We start from the raw sequence: 21,189 nt of genomic DNA, 5'->3' as shown, positions 1-21,189 counted from the left end.
CGGGGATAAGATAAAATGATGGGAGTATCACCGTGAAGGATTATATCTATGTAAAAGGTGCCAGGGAACACAATTTAAAAAATATCGATATCAGAATTCCCCGCAACAAACTGATTATATTTACTGGGGTTTCGGGGTCGGGAAAGTCCAGCCTGGCTTTCGACACTATCTACAGTGAAGGCCAGCGCCGCTATATGGAATCACTGTCGACTTATGCCCGGCAGTTTTTAGGCCAGATGGAGAAACCTGACGTAGATTATATTGAAGGGCTTTCCCCATCCATTTCAATAGACCAGAAGTCAACTTCTAACAACCCCCGTTCTACGGTGGGGACGGTCACCGAAATATACGATTATCTGCGCTTGATGTTTGCCCGGGTGGGACGGCCGCACTGCCCCCACTGTCATCAGCCCATAAGCCGCCAAACCATAGACCAGATCGTCGACGCCATTTTAGCCTTGCCGGAGGGCACTCGGCTGAAATTGTTAGCCCCGGTGGTGAAAGCGCAGAAAGGTGAACACAAAAAACTCCTCCAAGATCTGTTTCGCGACGGTTATGTCAGGGTGATTGTAGACGGATACGAATACACCGCCGATGAAGAGATAAACCTGGAAAAAAATAAAAAACACGATATCAGCGCGGTCATTGATCGGCTGGTGGTGAAAGCCGACATTCAGAGCCGTTTGGCCCAGTCACTGGAACTGGCCTTCGAATTGAGCGAGGGCGCGGTTGTGGTCCGTATCCTGGGAGATGACGGCGAAGAGGACCAGGTCTTCAGCCAGGAATTCTCCTGTCCTGACTGCGGCTTCAGTTTGGGTGAATTGAGCCCGCGCATGTTCTCCTTCAACAGTCCCTTTGGGGCTTGCCCGGAATGTGACGGACTGGGGCAGAGGCTAGTGATTGATCCAGATCTGGTGGTGGACTGGGAGAAAAGCCTAAAAGAAGGGGCTATAATACCTTGGTCGAATAACTTTTATACCTACTACAATCAGATCCTGTTCGGGATGGCCGAAAAGAACGGCATCCCGACGGACAAACCGCTCAAAGATCTGAGCCCTGAGCAGGTTGAGGCCATATTGTATGGTAAGAATGGGGACCGCATCCGCATCAATTATGTCAATTCCTATGGAGAGAAAAACAGTTTCAGTTCTCAGTATGAGGGTGTGATCAATAATCTCAAGCGTCGCCATCTGGAAACCAAATCAGAGGCTTCCCGCGTAGAGATCGAGAAATACATGACTACCACACTGTGCCCGCGCTGCCAGGGGCAACGCTTGCGCGAAGAGATCCTTTGGGTATTGGTCGGGGACAAGTCCATAAATGATGTGACCGCCTTATCGATCCGCGAATGTTATCAGTTTTTCGCCGCACTGGAGCTCACTCCCCGTGAACAGACCATCGCCCGCCAGGTGATCAAAGAGATCAAAGAAAGACTCAACTTCCTTATCGATGTAGGACTGGACTACCTAACCCTCAATCGTGCTTCGGGAAGTCTTTCCGGTGGCGAAGCCCAGCGCATCCGTCTGGCCACCCAGGTAGGGTCCAGCCTGGTGGGGGTTTTGTATGTGTTGGATGAGCCCAGCATCGGGCTGCACCCGCGGGATAACGACCGCCTCTTGGCCACTTTATGCCGTCTGCGCGATCTGGGCAATACCGTGATCGTAGTGGAACATGATGAAGAAGCCATGCGTCGGGCCGATCATATAGTCGACATCGGCCCCCGGGCTGGGGTGCACGGGGGAAAAGTGGTAGCCCAGGGCACTGTGCAGGACATCATGCGCTCACCCGATTCCCTGACCGGGCGCTACCTGTCCGGGGCGCTCGATATAGAGGTGCCTGAACAACGGCGCCAGGGCAATGGGCATAAGATAACCGTCAAAGGCGCCCATATGCATAATTTGAAGCATATCGATGTGGACATCCCCCTGGGGAAAATGGTGGTTATAACTGGGGTTTCCGGCTCCGGCAAGAGTACTCTGGTGGAAGATATCCTCCACCCCGGACTGATTTGGCACCTCAATCGGCGCTCGGGGCAGGGCGGGCGCGGTGCCGGGCAAGGCCGCTGCCTCGATATAACCGGCGTGGAAGCCATCGACAAGGTTATCAACATTGATCAGAATCCCATCGGGCGCACCCCGCGCTCAAATCCGGCCACCTATACCGGAGCATTTGGCGGTATTCGCGACCTTTTCGCCCAGACCGCTGAAGCCCGGGTGCGCGGCTACCAGCCGGGGCGCTTCAGTTTCAACGTTCGAGGCGGCCGTTGTGAAGCTTGTTCCGGGGACGGGATCATCAAAATCGAGATGCATTTTTTGCCAGATGTATATATTCCCTGCGAAGTGTGCAAGGGCAAACGCTATAACCGGGAAACCCTGGAGGTGAAATACCGGGGCTACACCATTGCTGATGTCCTCGATATGACTGTAGATGAAGCGGTAGAATGCTTTGAGAGCATCCCCGGGGTGTTGCGTAAGCTGAAAGTTCTGCAGGATGTGGGTCTGGGCTATGTCAAACTGGGACAGCCGGCGCCCACCCTATCCGGGGGTGAGGCCCAGCGAGTCAAACTGGCCACTGAGCTTTCCAAACGCTCCACCGGCCGCACCCTATATATACTGGATGAGCCCACCACCGGCCTGCACAAAGACGACGTAAGACAGCTTCTGGAGGTGTTGGACCGTCTGGTGGACACTGGCAATACTGTGGTTATAATCGAGCACAACCTTGATGTTATCAAATGCAGCGATCATGTCATCGACCTGGGACCGGAAGGCGGGGATGAAGGCGGCCGTGTCTTAGTGGCGGGATCACCTGAGGAAGTAGCCCAGTGTTCGCAGTCATACACCGGCAGATATCTCAAACCCTTGTTAGGAGATGCCCTAGTTGGAAAGATTAAAAGAACGTCTTAAAGACGTACCCTTAAAGCCAGGGGTCTACATGTTCAAAGATGGGGAAGGCCGGGTCATATATGTGGGCAAAGCCAAGCTGCTGCGGAATCGGTTGCGCTCTTATTTCCAACCTCCGCAAGGCCTGGATCCCAAGGTGAGGGCCATGGTGAGCCGGGTGAGGGATTTTGACTATATCGTCACCGGCACTGAAGTGGAAGCCTTAATCCTGGAAAATAACCTGATTAAATCATATTATCCGCGCTATAACATATTCATGCGGGATGACAAGACCTACCCCTATCTGAAAATTACCACTGCCGAGCCTTATCCCCGGGTTTACATCACCCGGGAAAGGAAAGACGGGGTTTCGCGGTATTTCGGTCCCTACACCGATGCTGCCGCTTTAAAGGATACGCTCAAGCTGCTTACCGGGATCTTTCCCCTGCGCACCTGCAAGACGCTGAAAAAGCAGCCCCGCCCCTGCCTGAACCGCGACCTGGAGAAATGCCTGGCCCCATGCAGCTCCGCAGTAACAATCGAGGAGTACCAGCAGTGTGTGACCGGTTTGATTCGTTTTATGGAAGGTCATCAGGCTGAGGTTATGGAGCGTTTGAAAGCGGATATGCATGCCGCCGCTGCTGCACTGGAATTTGAGAAAGCAGCCCGCCTGCGCGATCAGATCCACAGTATACAGAGCCTGGAAGCCAGGCAGAAGGTGAGCTTCGAGCGGCCTTTCAACCTGGATGTGGTCGTAACCGTGACTGAGGATAGGCCTTTTCTGGCCTTGGTGTTTAAAATCCGTCTCGGCAGGATCGTGGGCAAGGACACTTACTGGCTGCATCCGGCCATGGACGAACCGGCTGATGAGATGAGCAGCTTTTTCCTGCGCCAGTATTACAGTGATAACCCTGACATCCCGGAGGAGATCGTGATCAACTTGCTTCCTCACGATTCAAGCCTTTTGCAGGATTGGTTCAAGCAGCTCAAGGGCAGAAGGGTCAGCCTGCACCATCCGCAGCGGGGCGAAAAGCGGGCTCTCTTAGACATGGTCTTGGAAAATGCCCGCCTGTTGAGGGAAGAAAGGCAGCATGCCGACGCGCACTATCAAGCGGCCTTGCAGCAGCTGAGCATTGATCTTGGTATGGAGGTTATCCCCCAGCGCATCGAGGGTTATGATGTTTCCCATCTGAGCGGTGAAGAGACCGTTGCCTCCATGGTGGTGTTCAGCGGCGGGCGGCCCGACAAAAAGAGCTACCGCCGCTTTAGGATCAAGCTGCCGCAGAACAATGACTATGCCTCGCTGGCCGAAGCCTTAAGGCGCCGCTTTGGCGAGGCTCGTCAGGGCAACCCGGCTTTCCTGCCCGAACCCGACTTGATTATGATCGACGGTGGCCTGGGGCAATTGCATGCCGCCCAACAGGTTTTGCAGGAGATGCAGCTGGACATTCCCATGGTGGCTCTGGCGAAGAGGGAAGAGACCCTTTTTAAGACCGATGGCCAACCTTTGAAGTTGTCCCGCCGCAATCCGGGATTGATGATTATGCAGCGGCTGCGCGATGAGGCGCACCGCTTTGCCATAGAGTATAATCGGCTGCGGCGCGGTAAAAAATTAACTAAATCCAGGTTGGACGAAATCGAGGGCATCGGACCGCAGCGCAAGAAACTGCTCTTGGAAGCCTTTGGTTCAGTGGCAGGCTTGAGCCGGGCGACACAGCAGGACATCGCCGCTGTGAAAGGCATTGGCCTTAACATGGCCCGCATTATATTCCAAGCCCTGCACGGTGAAGAAGAAAGTGATTAGAATATCCGCATGGCAGGTAGAAAAAAACAAAAATATCCCATATGATTAAAAGAAGAAGCAATTAACCCAGAGATGGTAAGGAAAGGGGATAAACATGGTGATGCAGGGATGGGTTTTAAGATGGGTGATAAGTATCCTGGCGATAATTCTGACCGCCGCGCTTTTGCCCGGTTTTCATCTTACACTATGGGCGGCTATTGTAGGATCCCTGTTTCTGGGGGTAATAAACGCCTTTATACGGCCCCTGCTTTTGCTGGTGACTCTGCCCTTCAATATCCTCACCCTGGGTCTGTTCACACTGGTGATAAATGGGTTCATGCTGTGGATAACATCGGTTACCATTCGTGGTTTCGACATAGACGGGTTTGGATGGGCAGTGTTAAGTGCTATTGTGCTCAGCCTAATCAGCGCCGCAGGGAGCTATTGGGTAGAAGACCGTACCTTCCGTTATAAGTAAGTGCAGGAGGTAACTGAATCCAGACCAAGACCGGGCCTGCTGTGCTCGGTTTCTTATTTGCCGACAAAAGCCGGGAAGGAGAGAAAATGGCTGTACAACTGGTAGCAATAGATTTGGACGATACCCTTTTGGATTCCAAGCTGCACATTTCCCCGCGCTGTGCCGATGATATCCAGGCCTTGCGGGAACAAGGGGTACTGGTAACACTGGCCACCGGACGCATGTATCGTTCTGCCCTGCGTTATGCCGAGGAATTGGGCATGGATCTTCCTCTGATAACTTATCAGGGTGCTCTGGTGAAACACACCCGGACGGGGGAGATCCTCTATTTCCGGCCTGTGGGTGAGATGGCGGCACAAGTCATGGAATTCCTCAAGGCTCAGGGAATATATTTCCACACCTATTTTGATGATCGCTTGTGTGTGGAAAACCACAGCCCGGAGGCAATAGCCTATTCTCAATTGGCCGGGGTAGAGCTGACCCTGTGGCCCGACCTGATCACCGCCAGCCGCACCCAGCCGACCTTGAAAATCATGGCTATTTCAGAACAGACCAGCCGCCTCGATCCGGTGGAAGCCGATCTGAAAACACGGTTCGGTGAGGAGCTGTATATCACCCGTTCCAAGATGCACTACCTGGAGATAATGCACCGGGATGCCAATAAGGCCCGGGCTTTGCAGTTGGTAGCAGAGCATTATGGCATCCCCCAGACCGATGTGCTGGCTATCGGCGACAGTTATAACGACTTGGGCATGCTGGCCTGGGCTGGCCTCGGGGTGGCAGTCGGCAACGCCCCGCCGCTGGTAAAAGCGGCGGCTGATCATGTGACCTTGAGCAATGATGAAGACGGTGTAGCTGAGGCGTTGGAAAGATGGGCCCTTAAGCCTCATGATCCTTAGAATCGAAGGTAATGGCATAGCCTTAAGCCGTCTCGGGCAAGAATAAAAGGAGTTTACCGCCAACGGCAGCGGCGGTTTTATGCTTGGCAAAGCACCATATTAATGAAGGAGGGGTCGATAATGTCCGCAAACGTATTGCAGGAACCAATGAAAAGCTACCTTTACGGCTTACCGGAACAATTCTCACAATGCCTGGGGATGAATTTTCAGGAAGTGGAGAGATACCGGCAGCCATATCAACATGTAATGATATCCGGTTTGGGCGGTTCCGCCATAGGCGGCGATATTCTCAAAGCCTATGCCTTCCGGCAGGCGGCCCTGCCTGTTTATGTTAACCGTGGCTATGACTTGCCACAGTTTGTGGATAAAACTACCCTGTTTGTGGCCGTGAGTTATTCGGGCAACACTGAAGAGACCCTGGCGGCTTACCAACAGGCCAAAGCCAGAGGGGCTGAGATTTTAGTAATCAGCAGCGGCGGTAAACTGAGTCAGTATGCACAAGATGACGGCTATGGTGTAGTTGCCATCCCCGGCGGGCTTTCTCCCCGGGCGGCCACTGGCTATCTGCTGGCACCCCTGTTATTGTCCCTGCAGAGTGCCGGGATAATCAAAAATGCCGACCGGGATATCGAGGAGACCGCTGCGGTTCTGTTAAGTTTGAGGAGGCTGTTGCAGCCTGACCTGCAGGAAGGAAATATAGCCCGGGATATTGCCGCAGTTATCAAAGACGCCATTCCGGTGATATGGGGCAGTGCCAATCATACCGAACCCGCGGCACTGCGCTGGAAAGCGCAGATCAATGAAAACGCTAAAAGCCCGGCTTATTACAACGTGTTCCCCGAACTCAACCACAACGAAATAGTGGGTTTTGAAGCTCCCCAAGAGCTGCTCTCACAGTTGGTGGTGATCATTCTCCGGGACAGTCTCGATCATCAGCGGGTGCAGCAGCGTATGGAGATAACCCGTGGAGTAATCGCCAGCAAAGTCAAAAAGGTGATCGAGGTTGAGAGTGCCGGAGAATCGCTTCTAGCCCGAATCTACTCATTGATTTACATAGGCGATTACGTAAGTTACTACCTGGCCCTGGAGTACGGCATCGATCCTACTCCGGTAAAAGTCATCGATTACCTCAAAGCTGAACTGGCCAGCTCAGGTAGTTAGCCAAATCATAGAGAAACAGGTGATGTGGTGCGCTTTTATGGAGATTATCATACCCATACCCACTTAAGTGATGGTCGCCAGAACATGCGGGAGATAGTATCCGCTGCTCATCGGCAAGGTCTGATGGAAGTGGCCATTACCGATCACGGCCCCATGGCGGCGGTGATCGGTGTCAAAGATGCTCGGACTTATCTGTATAACAAAGGCCAGGCGGCCCAGCTGCAGGAGTTGTATCCGGATATCCGCATCCTCATTGGTGCTGAAGCCAATATTCGCGATCTTGAAGGCACGCTAGACATTCCCGATGAGATCATCGCTGAACTTGATTTGCTCATCGCCGGTATACATCCGTATACCAGGCCTACTTCGCTGCATGACGGTATGGCTCTGTGGGTGCAGAATTCACTGCGCCATCTGGGGCAAAAACAGTCGCGAAAAGCCGTAGTAGCTAACACCGATGCCTGTATAGCGGCGGTGGAAAACAATCCCCAACTGGACATTCTCTCTCACCCGGGGCTGTTCTTTCGTGTCGATATCCGGGCCGTGGCAGAAGCCTGCAGCCAGAATGAGGTCCTTTTTGAAATAAATTGCGGCCATAACCATCCTCCCATATCTGATATAATAGAAGCGGAGCATACTGGGGTTCGCTTCATTATTAACAGCGACGCACATTTCCCGGAGACGGTAGGAGAGTTATCTTACGGAGGCAGCCTGGTGGAGGCCTTAGGCCTGGACCCGGAGCGCATCGTCAACCATGCTGCCGGGGGAGGGATCGCGGTATGGGGGAAAAAAGGGAGAATTTACACATACTCATCATCACTGGATTGTCGGGAGCCGGCAAGACCCAGGTAATCAACTGTCTGGAAGACATGGAGTATTACTGTGTCGACAATCTCCCCCCGGTTTTATTGACCAAATTTGTGGAACTGAGCCTGCAGTCCGAAGGCAAGATAGACAAGGTAGCACTGGTCATCGACGCCAGGGGAGGAGAATTCTTCTCTGATCTGGCCCGATCTTTAGACGACCTCAAACAAGAGCAGATACCTTATGAAATCCTTTTTTTAGATGCCTCCGACGAGGTATTGATCCGGCGCTTCAAGGAATCCCGGCGCCGTCATCCCCTGTCCAACACTTGGAGGCTGCAGGAAGCCATACAGGTGGAAAAGAACATGCTGGAAGAGTTGCGTGGCTCAGCCAATGTGGTCATCGACACCTCAGCTCTGACACCCCGGGAATTGAAGGACAAGCTAACCAGCCTCTACGGCCACCGTCAGACTCATGCTTTTACCGTCAATGTAGTCTCATTCGGCTATAAATTGGGTATACCCATTGATTCAGACCTCGTTATCGATGTCCGCTTTATTCCCAACCCCTTCTATAATCCGGTAATGCGCAAAATGACTGGTGAGGACCGCGAGGTTATTGATTATGTAATGGATTCCACCATTACCAAATCATTCACACGCCGCTTTGTGAACCTGATGAAATTTCTGATCCCGCATTATATAAATGAAGGCAAGACCAACCTGGCTTTATCCATTGGCTGTACCGGGGGGCAGCACCGTTCCGTAGTCCTGGCCGCCTACATCGGGGAGCAGCTTAAACAGATGGGATATAACGTTATTGTCAGGCATAGAGATATTTCAAAGTACAAATTGGAGGAGTAAATGAGTCGGTTCAACTTAGAACCCAGGATAGTAGTAATTGGCGGGGGTACTGGCCTGTCTGTCATGCTCAAAGGTCTAAAAAAGTACACCTCGAATTTGACCGCGGTAGTGACTGTGACCGATGATGGGGGTAGTTCCGGCAGACTCAGGTCCCAGCTGGGGGTCCTGCCGCCTGGTGATATCCGCAACTGCCTGGTTGCCCTGGCGGAAACAGAAACCCTGATGGACAAGGTGTTTCAGCATCGTTTCAACGCCGGAGATGGTCTGCAGGGACACAGCCTGGGCAATCTGCTCCTGGTGGCCCTGACTGATATCACCGGGGATTTCGTATCAGCCATTCGCGAAGTCAGCCAGGTATTGAAGGTGCGCGGACAGGTGCTGCCTGCTACTCTGGAATACGTGAACCTGGCAGCGCAAATGCAAGATGGCAGCACTGTTACCGGGGAGACTTCGATACGTCAGCATGAGCAGAAGATAGAGAAAGTGTTTTTGATACCGGAGAAATGCCTCCCGGCTCCGGAGACTCTGGAGGCTATCCGTGAGGCCGATGCTATTATCCTTGGACCGGGCAGCCTGTATACTAGTATAATCCCCAATCTTCTAGTGCATGGAGTGGTGCCTGCCATTGAAGCGTCCCGCGCTGTGACCTGTTATGTGAGCAACATTATGACCGAAAAAGGGGAAACTGATGATTATAGTGCGGCCGACCATTTGCAGGTCATCCTGCAACACCTCGGCAAACAGATCATAGATTATGTGATCGTCAACTCTGGGCCTATCGATGAAGACCGCCTGAAACGCTATCGGGAAGAGAACGCTGTGCCGGTGAGGATAAGCAGTGAGGAGATCATCTCCATGGGCATACACCTGATAGAGGAAGACCTGGTTTCACACACCGATGTTGCCTGGCATGAGCCTAACAAACTGGCCCGGGTCATTATCGATATCATAAGATCCAATGCCGGGTCATCAGAAGAGGGGTAGAGATGAGTTTTTCCAACCAGGTAAAAGAGGAATTAGCTCGGGAGATACCTGACAAAACCTGTTGTCGCCGTGCTGAACTAGCCGCTTTGGTTCATGTGAACGGGCGGGTGGGAAAAGCCGATGCTGAACAGTTGGAATTGGTGGTCCAGGCCGAGCAGGCTGGAATAGCTCGCAAGATATTCACCCTGATAAAATTGGTGTATGGCCTGCAGACCACAGTGGAAGCCAAAACCCGCAGACGTTTTAAAAAGACCCGCATTTATAAAGTACATGCTATCATAAATAAGAGGGACATTGATCTGTGGCAGAGGATGCAGAGCCTGAGCGCCGCCGGTAATAAAAAAAGGCGCCTGGACACGGCCTTGATTCGCAGAAACTGTTGCAAGCGCAGTTATTTGCGCGGCATATTTTTGAGCCGCGGCTTCATCAACCGACCTGAAAGTGAATACCATTTAGAGATAGTATTGCAGGACTTGCCCCTGGCCAAAGAAATCCAAAAACTGTTATCCAAATTTAACTTGTTCAGTAGGATAGTCGAACGCAAAAGAAACTTGGTATTATATATAAAGGAGGGTGAGCAACTTGTAGACTTCCTCCGTGTGGTTGGCGCTCATAAAGCTCTATTGGACTTTGAGAATGTGCGCATTGTTAAATCGATGCGAAACAGCATCAATCGCCAGGTGAATTGTGAAACAGCCAATTTGGCTAAGACGGTGGATGCTTCGGTGCGGCAAATAGAGTTGATAAACCGTCTGGTGGAGTTGAAAGGATGGGAGTTTTTCCCCGCCCAGCTCCGCGACCTGGCCCGGCTTCGGATCGAGTATCCTGATAAATCCCTCAAGGAATTGGGAGACCTGTTAGACCCGCCACTGAGCAAATCAGGGGCTGCCTACCGGATGCGCAAACTGGAACAGTGGGCTGAAAACATAATTGATGTTTCCAGTTAACAGTAAGGTTCAGCAGATAGAGAGAGAAGTAGAGAAGTAGAGAAGACCTGCTTTGATATGAGAGGGAAGTTAGTATGCGGCTTACTCATGATGTAATTCTGGCACAGCAGCAGAAGCTGCTGATGACTCCTGAACTTCGCCAGGCCATCGCTATACTGCAGATGTCCTCGCTTGAGTTGTCCGAATATATTCGCAATGAATTGGCTGAGAATCCCCTTTTAGAAGAGAAGACCGACCATGAGGATAATACGGTTGAAAGCCAGCCGGAGAACGAGCCTGAGAGCAATAACGACATCAGTGAATGGCTGGATGTTTTCGGGGATAACGATCGCGACAAATACGATGCCGGGGTAAATTATTCTGCTGAGGAAAAATCCCTGGAAAATTTCGTGGCGCAAAAGCCCAGCCTTTACGAACATCTGGAATTCCAACTGCATTTATACAGCACCACCCAGGAAGAACAGCTCATCGGCCAATATCTTATCGGCAGCATTGATCAGAATGGTTATCTGACCGTCAAACTAGAGGATGTAGCCCGCCACCTGGAAGTCAGCCTGGAGGCGGTGAATAATGCCCTGGAGCTGATTCAGTCCTTTAATCCGCCTGGACTTGGTGCCCGCGATCTTTCCGAATGTCTCATTCTTCAGTTGAAACAGTATGGCAAGGATTCCGATATGGCCCGGGAGATTATAAATAAGTATCTGCCTGAACTTGCCCGGGGCAGACTGAATCATATCGCCCAGAAGGTGGGTGCGCCGGTACAGAAGGTACAACAAATCTGCGATCTGATTAGAACGCTGGATCCCAAGCCCGGGCTGCAGTTCAGCGGTGATGAGATCAAATACGTGACCCCGGATATAATTGTAGAGAAAATCGAAGGCGAATATGTGGTCATTATAAATGACTTTAACTTCCCCCGCTTAATCGTCAACAACATGTATGGAAATATGCTTAAACAAGCCGATTCCCAATCTGTAGAAGCGCGCAAGTATCTTGAAGAAAAAATGGGCTCGGCGGTATGGCTGATTCGCAGTATAGAGCAGCGCCGCATGACACTGTACCGCGTGGCCAGGTGCATCGTCGATTTACAGACCGATTTTCTTGATCAGGGGGTCAAGTATCTTAAGCCCATGACCCTGCGCCAGGTGGCGGAACTGATCAATGTACATGAATCCACGGTGAGCCGGGCTACTACCAATAAATACATGCAGACTCCACAGGGCTTGTTTGAACTTAAGTACTTCTTCAGCACCGGGGTGGAATCCAGCGAAGGTGAAGACAAAGTGTCATCCAAGAGCATCAAGCATATGCTGCAGGCCATAGTTGCAGCCGAAGACCCTCAACACCCTATCAGTGATGAGGCTATCTCCCAGCAGTTGCAAGAAAAAGGCATCCGCATCTCTCGTCGCACCGTGGCTAAATACCGCCAGGAACTCAACATACCGTCCACCTCAGCCCGGCGCCGCTACTAGCCGCTGGGCTAACACCCTTTGGCAGGCCGGTTCATATGTTATAAAGAGTCACACCGATGCTGACTCGAGAAGGCAATGCTTTTCCAACTCTCCTTGCATTATTTTTCCACATTTATGTTATACTATTTGTAGTTTAAGGGATTCACTGTTTTCGCGATGGGGCAAAATTGCCCCTCGGGGTTAAAGATATCCCTATTGAGTTGACGGCCCTGGCCTGGAGTACTTCATGGAGAGATTTTTTACCATAATGGAACGCTTCGCTCCTGATGCGATGGAGTCCATAACCAACCGCTACAAGATGCTGAAGCAGATCATGCACCAGGAACCTGTGGGAAGACGGCAGCTATGCAAGGCTCTGGGCTACACCGAACGCATGGTTCGGTCTGAGGTCGAAACGCTGAAAGCCACCGGCCTGATTCACACCACAGCTGCAGGCATTTATCTCAGCCCAGCCGGCGAACATATTATGAACGAGATCGACGTATTCGTTCCCTTTCTTTTTAACATACACACCCTCGCCGAACAGATCAAAAAGCGCTTTAACCTGCAGGAAGTGATATTGGTGCCGGGGGATTCCTTTCAAGATGCGATGATCAAACGAGATCTGGGCCGAGCTGCGGCCGCGCATATGAAAAAGACCTTGTTCCCGGGCTGTACCCTGGCGGTTACCGGTGGCAGCACCATGGCTCAAATCGCCGATGCCATAACCGATGGCATTGGTATTCCCGATCTCATGGTGGTTCCCGCCCGAGGAGGTCTGGGTGAGGATGTGGAACAGCAGGCAGGCACTATTGCAGCCCGTATCGCCAAAATAATCGGCGCTCAGTACCGAATGCTGCACATCCCCGATAAATTGCAGCAAGCCACAGCCCAGGCCTTAAAACAAGATCCCTACATAATGGAGATAGCTGAGCTAATCAAATCCAGTCAGGTGCTGTTTCATGGAGTCGGTTCGGCTATGGAGATGGCTGCCCGCCGTGGGCTGACCGCAGCTGAAATCGGACTTTTACAGGATAGAGGAGCGGTGGGCGAAGCCTTTAGATATTATTTTGATGAACAGGGCAATATAGTATATGAGGTTCCTGGAATTGGATTGGAATTTCATGATCTAGCCCATATTGAAACCGTAGTTGCTGTGGCCGGTGGCAGCAATAAAGCCTCGGCTATTAAGGCAGTTTTGAGTAGAGGACAACAGTCTGTGCTGATCACGGACGAAGGAGCAGCAAAGGCGATCGTGGGCTTATAAAAGAGGAAAGGTGGTTGAACCATGTCAGTAAAGATAGGAATAAATGGCTTTGGGAGAATTGGGCGTTTGGTAGCTCGAATTGTTTTACAGAGACCGGGTTTGGAACTGGTGGCAGTAAACGATCTGGGTGATCTCAAGGCCAGTGCTCATCTATTTAAGTATGATACGCTGCACGGCGAGTTTCAGGGCGATGTATCCATAGAATCAGGCCATATGGTCATCGATGGTCAAAAGGTCCGCTACCTGAGCGAGAAGGATCCTGCCCAACTGCCCTGGGCCGAGCTGGGAGTGGATATAGTCATAGAAGGCACCGGGGTCTTCCGGAGCCGCAGCAAAGCGGGCCTACACTTGCAGGCTGGGGCTAAAAAGGTCATCATCACCGCGCCTGGCGATGACATCGATCTGACCATGGTAATGGGGGTAAATGAGGATAAATATCTGCCTGCTTATCAACTCCTCAGCAACGCTTCCTGCACTACCAACTGCCTTGCACCGGTGGCCAAAGTGCTACTGGATGAGTTTGGAATTATTAAGGGACTGATGACTACAGTCCATGCCTATACCAATGATCAACGCATCCTGGATCTGGCACATAAAGATCTTCGCCGCGCACGGGCGGCCGGCCAGTCTATGATACCTACCACTACCGGGGCTGCTAGTGCGCTGGGCCTGGTCATACCTGAATTAGAAGGTAAGCTGGATGGGTTGGCTATAAGAGTCCCCACGCCGGTGGTTTCATTGCTGGACCTGACGGTGGAATTGGAGAAACCAGCCAGCAAGGATGCCATCAACCAGGCATTTTTACAGGCCAGTCAGGGACGCATGCAGGGTGTTTTGAAATACACGGAATTACCTCTGGTTTCGGCGGATTACCGCGGGGACAGCCATTCCGCTATAGTGGATGGGCTGCTGACTATGACCATGGGTGATAGGACCGCTAAAGTGGTAGCCTGGTACGATAATGAATGGGCTTATTCAATGAGGTGTGTGGATATGGCCCAGTATATAGCCGCTAAAGGCTTATAAAGGGAACTTACAATGGAGGTGCAGCAATTGCGTAGTGTTAGGGATGCTGAGGTCAAAGGAAAACGAGTGTTGATGCGCGTCGATTTCAATGTGCCCACAGACAAAGACAACAATATCATTGATGATACCAAGATTCGTGAAGCTCTTCCCACCATTGAGTACCTAGTCGAACAGGGCGCCTGCCTGATACTGATGAGCCATCTCGGCCGCCCCAAGGGGGCTTTCGAAGAGAAGTACAGCCTGAAAAAAGTAGCCACTCGCCTTAGCCATCTGATCCACCAGCCGGTGGCCATGGCCCCGGCCAGTATCGGCCCGGAAGTTCAATCCCTGGTCGAACGGATGCAAAATGGCGATATTGTGCTGTTGGAAAATGTGCGTTTCTATCCCGGGGAAGAGAAGAACGACACCGAGTTTTCCAAAGCGCTGGCTGAACTAGGCGACTTGTTCGTCAATGACGCGTTTGGCAGCGCCCACCGGGCGCATTCATCTACTACCGGAGTGGCCTATTATCTGCCTGCTTATGCCGGTTTATTGATGGAGAAGGAAGTCAGGATGCTAAAGCAGGTCTTAGAAGAAGGCCAACAGCCGCGTATGGCCATCATGGGAGGGGCTAAGATCGCTGACAAATTGGGGCTTATCGACAACCTCATCGACAAGATGGATGTGATTGTGATCGGCGGCGGTATGGCCAATACTTTCCTCAAAGCACAAGGTTTTGAAGTGGGCACATCACTGGCTGAGAATGATCTGCTGGAAGAAGCCCGCCGCCTGATCAAAAAGGCGCAAGAAAAAGCGGTAGCTCTATTGCTGCCGAACGATGTGGTCATAGCTTCAGAAATCTCTTCAGAGGCTATTATTAAGACCGTCGATGTGAAGGATATACCCTCCGATATGATGATACTCGATATCGGCCCCCAGACCGTGGCGCGGTTCCGTGAAGCCATCATGGACGCCAGAACCATCGTATGGAATGGTCCTCTGGGGGTATATGAATACGAACCTTTCTCCCACGGCACCCGTGAGGTGGCCCGGGCTGTGGCCAGGTCGTCGGCATTGAGCGTGATCGGCGGCGGGGATTCGGCAGCAGCCGTTCATGATCTGGGAGTCGAGAAGGGCATTACCCATATATCGACCGGCGGCGGGGCCAGCCTGGAATTCCTGGAAGGCCGGGAACTCCCTGGAGTGGCGGTTTGTGAGGCCAAAGCCACTGCGTGAATGGTAGTGAGGAGTTGAAGCGGATGAGAAGACTGCTTATTGCAGCCAACTGGAAAATGCATAAAGTGAAGGCCGAGGCCCAGCAATTTGCGGTAGAATTTCTGCCCCGGGTAGCTGCGGTGGAAAAAGTGGATATGGTCATCTGCCCTGCTTTTACTGGTCTGAGTGTCATGAACTCAGCTCTGGCAGGAAGCAGGGTGATGCTCGGAGCACAAAATATGTACTGGGAAGCGCAGGGGGCTTTTACCGGTGAGGTTTCGGCGGCCATGCTGATCGATGCCGGGTGCCGCTATGTAATCATCGGGCACTCCGAGCGTCGTCACATCCTGGGGGAAAACAATTTCATGGTCCATAAAAAATTGGCGGCTGCTCTCGAAAACGGGCTCAAGCCGATTCTGTGCGTAGGTGAGACCTTGCAGGAGCGCGAGAACAATCTGGCCATGCAGGTGGTGCAGGAACAACTGCAGCATGCCCTGGCCGGCCTTGATTTCGAGCCCGAAGATGTGGTGATCGCTTATGAGCCGGTCTGGGCTATCGGCACCGGCATAAATGCTTCCTATCATGATGCGCAGGAGATGGCCCTGTTCATCCGCCGGGGACTGGCAGCTTTGAGTAGTGAAGAAGCCGCCAGCAAGATCAGAATACTGTACGGCGGAAGTGTCAAAGCCGATAATATCGATAAATTTCTGCAACAGCCGGATATCGACGGCGCCCTGATAGGGGGCGCCAGTTTAGAACCAGCGTCGCTGGCGGCAATGGTTGGAGTAGGTGAACATGTCAAATAAACCGATGGTATTAATGATTTTGGATGGTTGGGGGACCGGTTCCGATTGCGCCGGAAATGCCATTACTAATGCTGATCCGGTGAACTTCTACCGGCTGTATCAAAAGTATCCGGCTACGGAATTAAAATGCAGCGGCAAAGCGGTGGGATTGCCTGCCGGGCAGATGGGTAATTCCGAAGTGGGACATTTGAATATGGGCGCAGGGCGGATAGTGTATCAGGAGATATCCCGCATCAGCAATGCCATTGAGGATGGTTCTTTTTTTCAGAATCCGGTTCTGCTTGAGGCAGTTCATTCAGCCCGGGACAAAGGGGCTGCGGTACACTTTATGGGACTGGTCTCAGACGGAGGCGTGCACAGCCACATGGAACACATCCTGGCCCTCTTGGACATGTGCAAGCGGGAACAGATTGGGAAGGTCTATATACATGCCTACCTTGACGGTCGCGATGTAGGGCCCAAGACCGCGCCGCAGTACCTGCATGAACTGGACGAGCATATGAGAGCTTTAGGCCTGGGGCAATTTGCCACTATAGGAGGCAGATTCTACGCCATGGACCGGGACAACCGCTGGGAGAGGGTGGAGAGAGCCTACGCAGCACTGGTATATGGTCAGGGAAATCCCGCCCCCAACTGGGCGGCAGCCATAGAAAACAGCTATGAAGCCCGGGTCACCGATGAGTTTGTGGAACCGGTAGTGCTGGTTGATCCACAGGGTGCACCAATTGCCATGGTGCAGGACAACGACAGTGTTATCTTTTTCAATTTCCGGGCTGATCGGGCTCGGCAGATTACCAGGGCCTTTGTTGACGTTGAATTCGACCATTTTGAACGTAAAATCTGGCCAAAGGTCCATTATGTGATGATGACCCAATACGACGCTACCATAAATGCGCCGGTGGCCTTCGAACCCCAGAACCTGAAAAATACCCTGGGAGAAGTCCTGGCCAATAATGGCTTGCGCCAGCTGCGCATCGCCGAAACAGAAAAGTATGCACACGTGACCTTTTTCTTCAACGGAGGAGTGGAAGCCCCCAATCCCAATGAAGACCGTATACTGGTGCCTTCTCCCACCGTAAAGACATATAACATGAAACCGGAGATGAGCGCCCCGGAAGTTACCAGGCAGGTCCTGCAGTCCATAGACCGGGGGATTTACGACGTTATAATAATGAATTATGCCAACCCTGACATGGTTGGCCATACGGGCATACTAGAGGCTGCCATGGAGGCCGTTCATGCGGTGGATCAATGCGTGGCCCGGGTAACCGAGGCGGTATTAGCCCAGAATGGCATTGTACTGATGACCGCTGATCACGGCAATTGTGAGACCATGCAATGTCCAATTACTGGAGGGCCGTTTACCGCTCACACCTGTAACAAAGTTCCTTTTATTCTGATATCGAACTATCATCAGCAAGCCCGCTTGCGGGGAGACGGCGCCCTGTGCGATATCGCCCCCACCATGCTGGAACTGCTGAATATTGATGTGCCCGAAGAAATGACGGGTAGATCACTTATAATCAAAGACTGACGTTATTTCACAAATTCTGGAGGGAGACAAAGCATGAGCACAATTATCGATGTATTCGCACGGGAAGTGTTGGATTCAAGGGGCAACCCGACCGTGGAAGTGGAAGTCATCCTGGAAGACGGTACCATGGGTAGAGCCATAGTGCCATCCGGTGCCTCCACCGGGGTTCATGAGGCGGTGGAATTGCGTGACGGCGACAAGCAGCGTTACCTGGGCAAAGGGGTTTTAAAAGCGGTGGACAATGTCAATGACATCATCGCCCCTGAGATCATCGGTATGGAAGCGCGCCGTCAGGTAGATATCGACACCCTTTTGATCGATCTGGACGGCACCCCCAACAAGAGTAAGCTAGGAGCCAATGCTATTTTGGGAGTATCCCTGGCCGTGGCCCGGGCTGCCGCCAATCATCTCGATCTGCCCCTGTACCAGTATATCGGCGGGGTCAATGCTCGTGAATTGCCAGTGCCGATGATGAACATATTAAATGGCGGCCAGCATGCCGACAACAATGTGGATATTCAGGAGTTCATGGTGGTCCCGGTGGGGGCTGCAACATTCCGTGAAGGTCTGCGCATGGCGGTGGAAATATATCACACCCTGAAAAAAGTCCTGCAATCACGGGGACTGGCTACCTCAGTAGGTGACGAGGGCGGCTTCGCTCCCAACCTACCTTCCAACGAGGCAGCCATTGAGGTTATCTTGGATGCAGTCAAAGAGGCCGGTTATGAGGCCGGGCGGGATGTTTATCTGGCTTTGGACGTAGCTGCCAGTGAATTATACAAAGACGGCAAATACCACCTGGCAAGCAACGGATTGGTCTTGACTTCGGAAGAAATGGTGGATTTCTATGCCGACCTGGTAAGCAAATACCCGATAGTATCGATTGAAGACGGACTGGCCGAAGACGACTGGACGGGATGGGAAATGTTGACCAAACGGATAGGAGACAAGATACAGCTAGTGGGCGACGATATCTTTGTGACCAACACTGAACGTTTAGCCATGGGTATCAGACGCGGAGTAGGCAACAGCATCCTCATCAAAGTGAACCAGATCGGCACCCTGACCGAAACCCTGGATGCTGTAAAGATGGCTATGCGGGCCGGATACACCACGGTTATCTCCCATCGTTCCGGTGAAACCGAGGATTCGACCATCGCTGATATCGCCGTCGCCACCGGATCAGGACAAATAAAGACCGGCGCCCCGGCCAGGACCGACCGGGTAGCCAAATACAATCAGCTCTTAAGGATCGAAGAGGAGCTGGATGAGTTTGCCGATTATCGCGGAATCAAGGTTTTCGCTGCACATCGCAATTAATCTGCAGCTTGCTTGTCAATTCGTCATAGGGTGTGCTAAAATGAAATTTGTTCTGATGCAATGATTTGAAATGGAGGTGAAAATTTGTTAAAAACCGTATTGATCATCGTTGAGGTGATTATATCGCTGGCTCTCATCTCCACCATAATCCTGCAGTCAGGCAAAAGTGCGGGTCTGTCAGGCAGCATCGCCGGCGGCAGCCAGGCCATATTCGGGGGCAAAAAGAAGGGCCTGGATGAACTCTTAAGCCGTATCACTGCCTGGTTGGCAGTGGCCTTCATGGTAGTAACCCTGGTGCTGGCCTTGGTCAGTTAGGGCAGTCCAAATCAAAGAGCTTACAAAGCAGGCGCCCACAGGTGCCTGCTTTTGGTATATAATGAACATCACAGCAGATGTAGTCATATGGTCCTGACTGAAAGGGAAGGATTGTCTATGAAAAAAGCAATCGCAGCACAGCCATTTGAATTGCAGGGCAGCAACAACACCGCCTTGCTTTTTTTGCACGGTTTTACCGGCTCGCCATCAGAAGTCTACCCGACGGCTGAATTGGTTCATCGCAAGAGCGGGTTCACGGTCAGCGGTATCGCCTTGCCGGGCCATTGCACCACCCCAGAAGACCTGGATAATACCACCTGGCGTGATTGGACGGGAGCCGTGGATGAAGAATTGACCCGCCTGGCGGTCAATTATGAAAACCTATTTGTGGGAGGCCTTTCTATGGGTGGATTGCTGGCTTTCTACGCCGCCACCCAAAGGGAGGATGTCAAGGGAGTAATAAGTATCAACGCTCCGGTTTTTTCCAGAAATCCCATTAACACTTCCTGGTTTGTATCGGCTCTTACCCCGCTATTAGGCCTGGTCAAGCCATACTATCCCAAGGAGGAGATCGAAGAATACGAGGAATACGAAAAACAGGGCCGTCAGGCTTATCACTGTTATCCTTTGAAATCATTCCGCAGCATGCTCCATCTTCGCAAGCTGGTTTTGGGAAGCCTATCTTCAGTAAAATGCCCGGCTCTGGTGATGCAGAGCCTGCAGGATGAAGTTGTCAACGCCAATAGCGGAAAACACCTGGTCAACCGTTTGAAACGCACCAGGGTGCGCTACCGGGAATTAAAAAACTCCAGCCATGTGGCCACCATGGGGGAGGAAAAGCAGACGATTGCCAACCATATCACGCAGTTTATCAGTGACACTATAGAACTAAAAGGAGAGCTGTAAATGGATAGAACAGAAGCTATAGCACTGCTAAAACAACACCTGCAATCGGAGAACTTGTATAACCACTCGCTGGCGGTTGAAGCCATTATGCGCGGCCTGGCTCGGCATCTGGGTGAAGATGAGGAAAAATTCGCCCTGGCAGGACTGTTGCACGACATAGATTACGACCAAACTGCCGACGATCCCCAAAGGCATTCCGTAATAGGGGCTGCCATGCTGGAGGAGATGGGCCTGCCGGAGGACATCTGCTACGCTGTCAGGGTGCATAACGAAGCCCATGGGCTGCCGCGACGGTCGGTGATGGATCAGGCCCTCTACGCCGCCGACCCCACCAGCGGCTTTATAACCGCTGCTGCCTTGATAAGACCGGACAAAGCCTTGGCTGCAGTTGAATTGAAATCGCTCAAAAAGCGCTTTAAAGAAAAATCTTTTGCCCGCGGCGCCAACCGCGAGCAAATGGCTACCTGTTCCGAACTGGGCATGGATTTGGACAGCTTTCTGCAGGTGGCCTTAGAAAATATGAAAAATATCGCCGCTGATATCGGACTCTGAGAAAAAAGCGCGAGCAA

19 protein-coding genes are annotated in these 21,189 nt (G+C 52.0%); all 19 read left to right on the top strand.

Annotated elements, in window-relative coordinates:
* Positions 1-32: 32 nt before the first annotated feature.
* Positions 33-2,906, top strand: a complete 2,874-nt coding sequence (uvrA, locus tag AC15IQ_RS02075; protein ID WP_483176989.1) for an excinuclease ABC subunit UvrA — start codon at positions 33-35, stop codon at positions 2,904-2,906.
* Positions 2,881-4,686: an excinuclease ABC subunit UvrC gene (gene uvrC / locus AC15IQ_RS02070; protein WP_483176988.1), complete on the top strand. Its 1,806-nt coding sequence runs from the start codon at positions 2,881-2,883 to the stop codon at positions 4,684-4,686. The genes uvrA and uvrC overlap by 26 nt, the downstream gene beginning before the upstream one ends.
* A gap of 100 nt (positions 4,687-4,786) precedes the next feature.
* Positions 4,787-5,143, top strand: coding sequence for a phage holin family protein (locus AC15IQ_RS02065; protein ID WP_483176987.1), 357 nt, complete (start codon positions 4,787-4,789; stop codon positions 5,141-5,143).
* Between the two features lie 86 nt (positions 5,144-5,229).
* Positions 5,230-6,042 carry a Cof-type HAD-IIB family hydrolase gene (locus AC15IQ_RS02060; RefSeq protein ID WP_483176986.1) on the top strand — a complete coding sequence of 271 codons (813 nt, stop codon included), beginning with the start codon at positions 5,230-5,232 and terminating at the stop codon, positions 6,040-6,042.
* Between the two features lie 120 nt (positions 6,043-6,162).
* Positions 6,163-7,203: a bifunctional phosphoglucose/phosphomannose isomerase gene (locus AC15IQ_RS02055; protein WP_483176985.1), complete on the top strand. Its 1,041-nt coding sequence runs from the start codon at positions 6,163-6,165 to the stop codon at positions 7,201-7,203.
* 27 nt (positions 7,204-7,230) lie between these two features.
* Positions 7,231-8,055: a PHP domain-containing protein gene (locus tag AC15IQ_RS02050; protein WP_483176984.1), complete on the top strand. Its 825-nt coding sequence runs from the start codon at positions 7,231-7,233 to the stop codon at positions 8,053-8,055.
* The gene (gene rapZ / locus AC15IQ_RS02045; protein ID WP_483176983.1) at positions 7,983-8,870 is read left to right on the top strand and encodes an RNase adapter RapZ; all 888 of its coding nucleotides are present in this window, start codon (positions 7,983-7,985) and stop codon (positions 8,868-8,870) included. Before AC15IQ_RS02050 ends, rapZ begins: the two co-directional genes overlap by 73 nt.
* The gene (locus AC15IQ_RS02040; RefSeq protein ID WP_483176982.1) at positions 8,871-9,854 is read left to right on the top strand and encodes a gluconeogenesis factor YvcK family protein; all 984 of its coding nucleotides are present in this window, start codon (positions 8,871-8,873) and stop codon (positions 9,852-9,854) included.
* Positions 9,855-9,856: 2 nt separating this feature from the next.
* Entirely contained in the window at positions 9,857-10,801 is a 945-nt protein-coding gene (gene whiA / locus AC15IQ_RS02035) for a DNA-binding protein WhiA (protein WP_483176980.1), read from the top strand.
* Positions 10,802-10,875: 74 nt separating this feature from the next.
* Positions 10,876-12,273: an RNA polymerase factor sigma-54 gene (gene rpoN / locus AC15IQ_RS02030; RefSeq protein ID WP_483176979.1), complete on the top strand. Its 1,398-nt coding sequence runs from the start codon at positions 10,876-10,878 to the stop codon at positions 12,271-12,273.
* Between the two features lie 226 nt (positions 12,274-12,499).
* A complete protein-coding gene (locus tag AC15IQ_RS02025) occupies positions 12,500-13,519 on the top strand; it encodes a sugar-binding transcriptional regulator (protein WP_483176977.1) in 1,020 nt (339 codons plus the stop codon).
* 21 nt (positions 13,520-13,540) lie between these two features.
* Positions 13,541-14,545, top strand: coding sequence for a type I glyceraldehyde-3-phosphate dehydrogenase (gene gap / locus AC15IQ_RS02020; RefSeq protein WP_483176975.1), 1,005 nt, complete (start codon positions 13,541-13,543; stop codon positions 14,543-14,545).
* Between the two features lie 12 nt (positions 14,546-14,557).
* Positions 14,558-15,760 (top strand): phosphoglycerate kinase, encoded by a 1,203-nt coding sequence (locus AC15IQ_RS02015; RefSeq protein ID WP_483176974.1) that lies wholly within the window; start codon positions 14,558-14,560, stop codon positions 15,758-15,760.
* 23 nt (positions 15,761-15,783) lie between these two features.
* The gene (gene tpiA / locus AC15IQ_RS02010; RefSeq protein ID WP_483176973.1) at positions 15,784-16,545 is read left to right on the top strand and encodes a triose-phosphate isomerase; all 762 of its coding nucleotides are present in this window, start codon (positions 15,784-15,786) and stop codon (positions 16,543-16,545) included.
* On the top strand, positions 16,535-18,079 hold the full coding sequence (gene gpmI, locus AC15IQ_RS02005) for a 2,3-bisphosphoglycerate-independent phosphoglycerate mutase (RefSeq protein WP_483176972.1): 1,545 nt from the start codon (positions 16,535-16,537) through the stop codon (positions 18,077-18,079). Before tpiA ends, gpmI begins: the two co-directional genes overlap by 11 nt.
* 33 nt (positions 18,080-18,112) lie before the next feature.
* Positions 18,113-19,399 carry a phosphopyruvate hydratase gene (gene eno, locus AC15IQ_RS02000; protein WP_483176971.1) on the top strand — a complete coding sequence of 429 codons (1,287 nt, stop codon included), beginning with the start codon at positions 18,113-18,115 and terminating at the stop codon, positions 19,397-19,399.
* An 84-nt stretch (positions 19,400-19,483) separates the two neighbouring features.
* Complete coding sequence (gene secG, locus AC15IQ_RS01995) at positions 19,484-19,714, top strand: preprotein translocase subunit SecG (protein WP_483176969.1); 231 nt, start codon at positions 19,484-19,486, stop codon at positions 19,712-19,714.
* A 117-nt stretch (positions 19,715-19,831) separates the two neighbouring features.
* Positions 19,832-20,620 (top strand): alpha/beta hydrolase, encoded by a 789-nt coding sequence (locus AC15IQ_RS01990; RefSeq protein ID WP_483176968.1) that lies wholly within the window; start codon positions 19,832-19,834, stop codon positions 20,618-20,620.
* On the top strand, positions 20,621-21,172 hold the full coding sequence (locus AC15IQ_RS01985) for an HD domain-containing protein (protein ID WP_483176967.1): 552 nt from the start codon (positions 20,621-20,623) through the stop codon (positions 21,170-21,172).
* Positions 21,173-21,189: the final 17 nt, after the last annotated feature.

It is taken from the genome of Syntrophomonas sp. DTU019 (genome assembly GCA_913757435.1).
Lineage (GTDB): Bacteria > Bacillota > Syntrophomonadia > Syntrophomonadales > Syntrophomonadaceae > DTU019.
This window is presented reverse-complemented; position numbering and strand designations above follow the sequence as displayed.

What these genes read in the sequence shown, in the direction of transcription:
- AC15IQ_RS02060 (WP_483176986.1), top strand. Translation starts at nt 5,230, where the DNA reads ATGGCTGTACAACTGGTAGCAATAGATTTGGACGATACCCTTTTGGAT.
- AC15IQ_RS02065 (WP_483176987.1), top strand. Translation starts at nt 4,787, where the DNA reads ATGCAGGGATGGGTTTTAAGATGGGTGATAAGTATCCTGGCGATAATT.
- AC15IQ_RS02025 (WP_483176977.1), top strand. Translation starts at nt 12,500, where the DNA reads ATGGAGAGATTTTTTACCATAATGGAACGCTTCGCTCCTGATGCGATG.
- AC15IQ_RS01990 (WP_483176968.1), top strand. Translation starts at nt 19,832, where the DNA reads ATGAAAAAAGCAATCGCAGCACAGCCATTTGAATTGCAGGGCAGCAAC.
- gpmI (WP_483176972.1), top strand. Translation starts at nt 16,535, where the DNA reads ATGTCAAATAAACCGATGGTATTAATGATTTTGGATGGTTGGGGGACC.
- whiA (WP_483176980.1), top strand. Translation starts at nt 9,857, where the DNA reads ATGAGTTTTTCCAACCAGGTAAAAGAGGAATTAGCTCGGGAGATACCT.
- AC15IQ_RS02015 (WP_483176974.1), top strand. Translation starts at nt 14,558, where the DNA reads ATGGAGGTGCAGCAATTGCGTAGTGTTAGGGATGCTGAGGTCAAAGGA.
- AC15IQ_RS02040 (WP_483176982.1), top strand. Translation starts at nt 8,871, where the DNA reads ATGAGTCGGTTCAACTTAGAACCCAGGATAGTAGTAATTGGCGGGGGT.
- AC15IQ_RS02055 (WP_483176985.1), top strand. Translation starts at nt 6,163, where the DNA reads ATGTCCGCAAACGTATTGCAGGAACCAATGAAAAGCTACCTTTACGGC.
- tpiA (WP_483176973.1), top strand. Translation starts at nt 15,784, where the DNA reads ATGAGAAGACTGCTTATTGCAGCCAACTGGAAAATGCATAAAGTGAAG.
- eno (WP_483176971.1), top strand. Translation starts at nt 18,113, where the DNA reads ATGAGCACAATTATCGATGTATTCGCACGGGAAGTGTTGGATTCAAGG.
- AC15IQ_RS01985 (WP_483176967.1), top strand. Translation starts at nt 20,621, where the DNA reads ATGGATAGAACAGAAGCTATAGCACTGCTAAAACAACACCTGCAATCG.
- rpoN (WP_483176979.1), top strand. Translation starts at nt 10,876, where the DNA reads ATGCGGCTTACTCATGATGTAATTCTGGCACAGCAGCAGAAGCTGCTG.
- gap (WP_483176975.1), top strand. Translation starts at nt 13,541, where the DNA reads ATGTCAGTAAAGATAGGAATAAATGGCTTTGGGAGAATTGGGCGTTTG.
- rapZ (WP_483176983.1), top strand. Translation starts at nt 7,983, where the DNA reads ATGGGGGAAAAAAGGGAGAATTTACACATACTCATCATCACTGGATTG.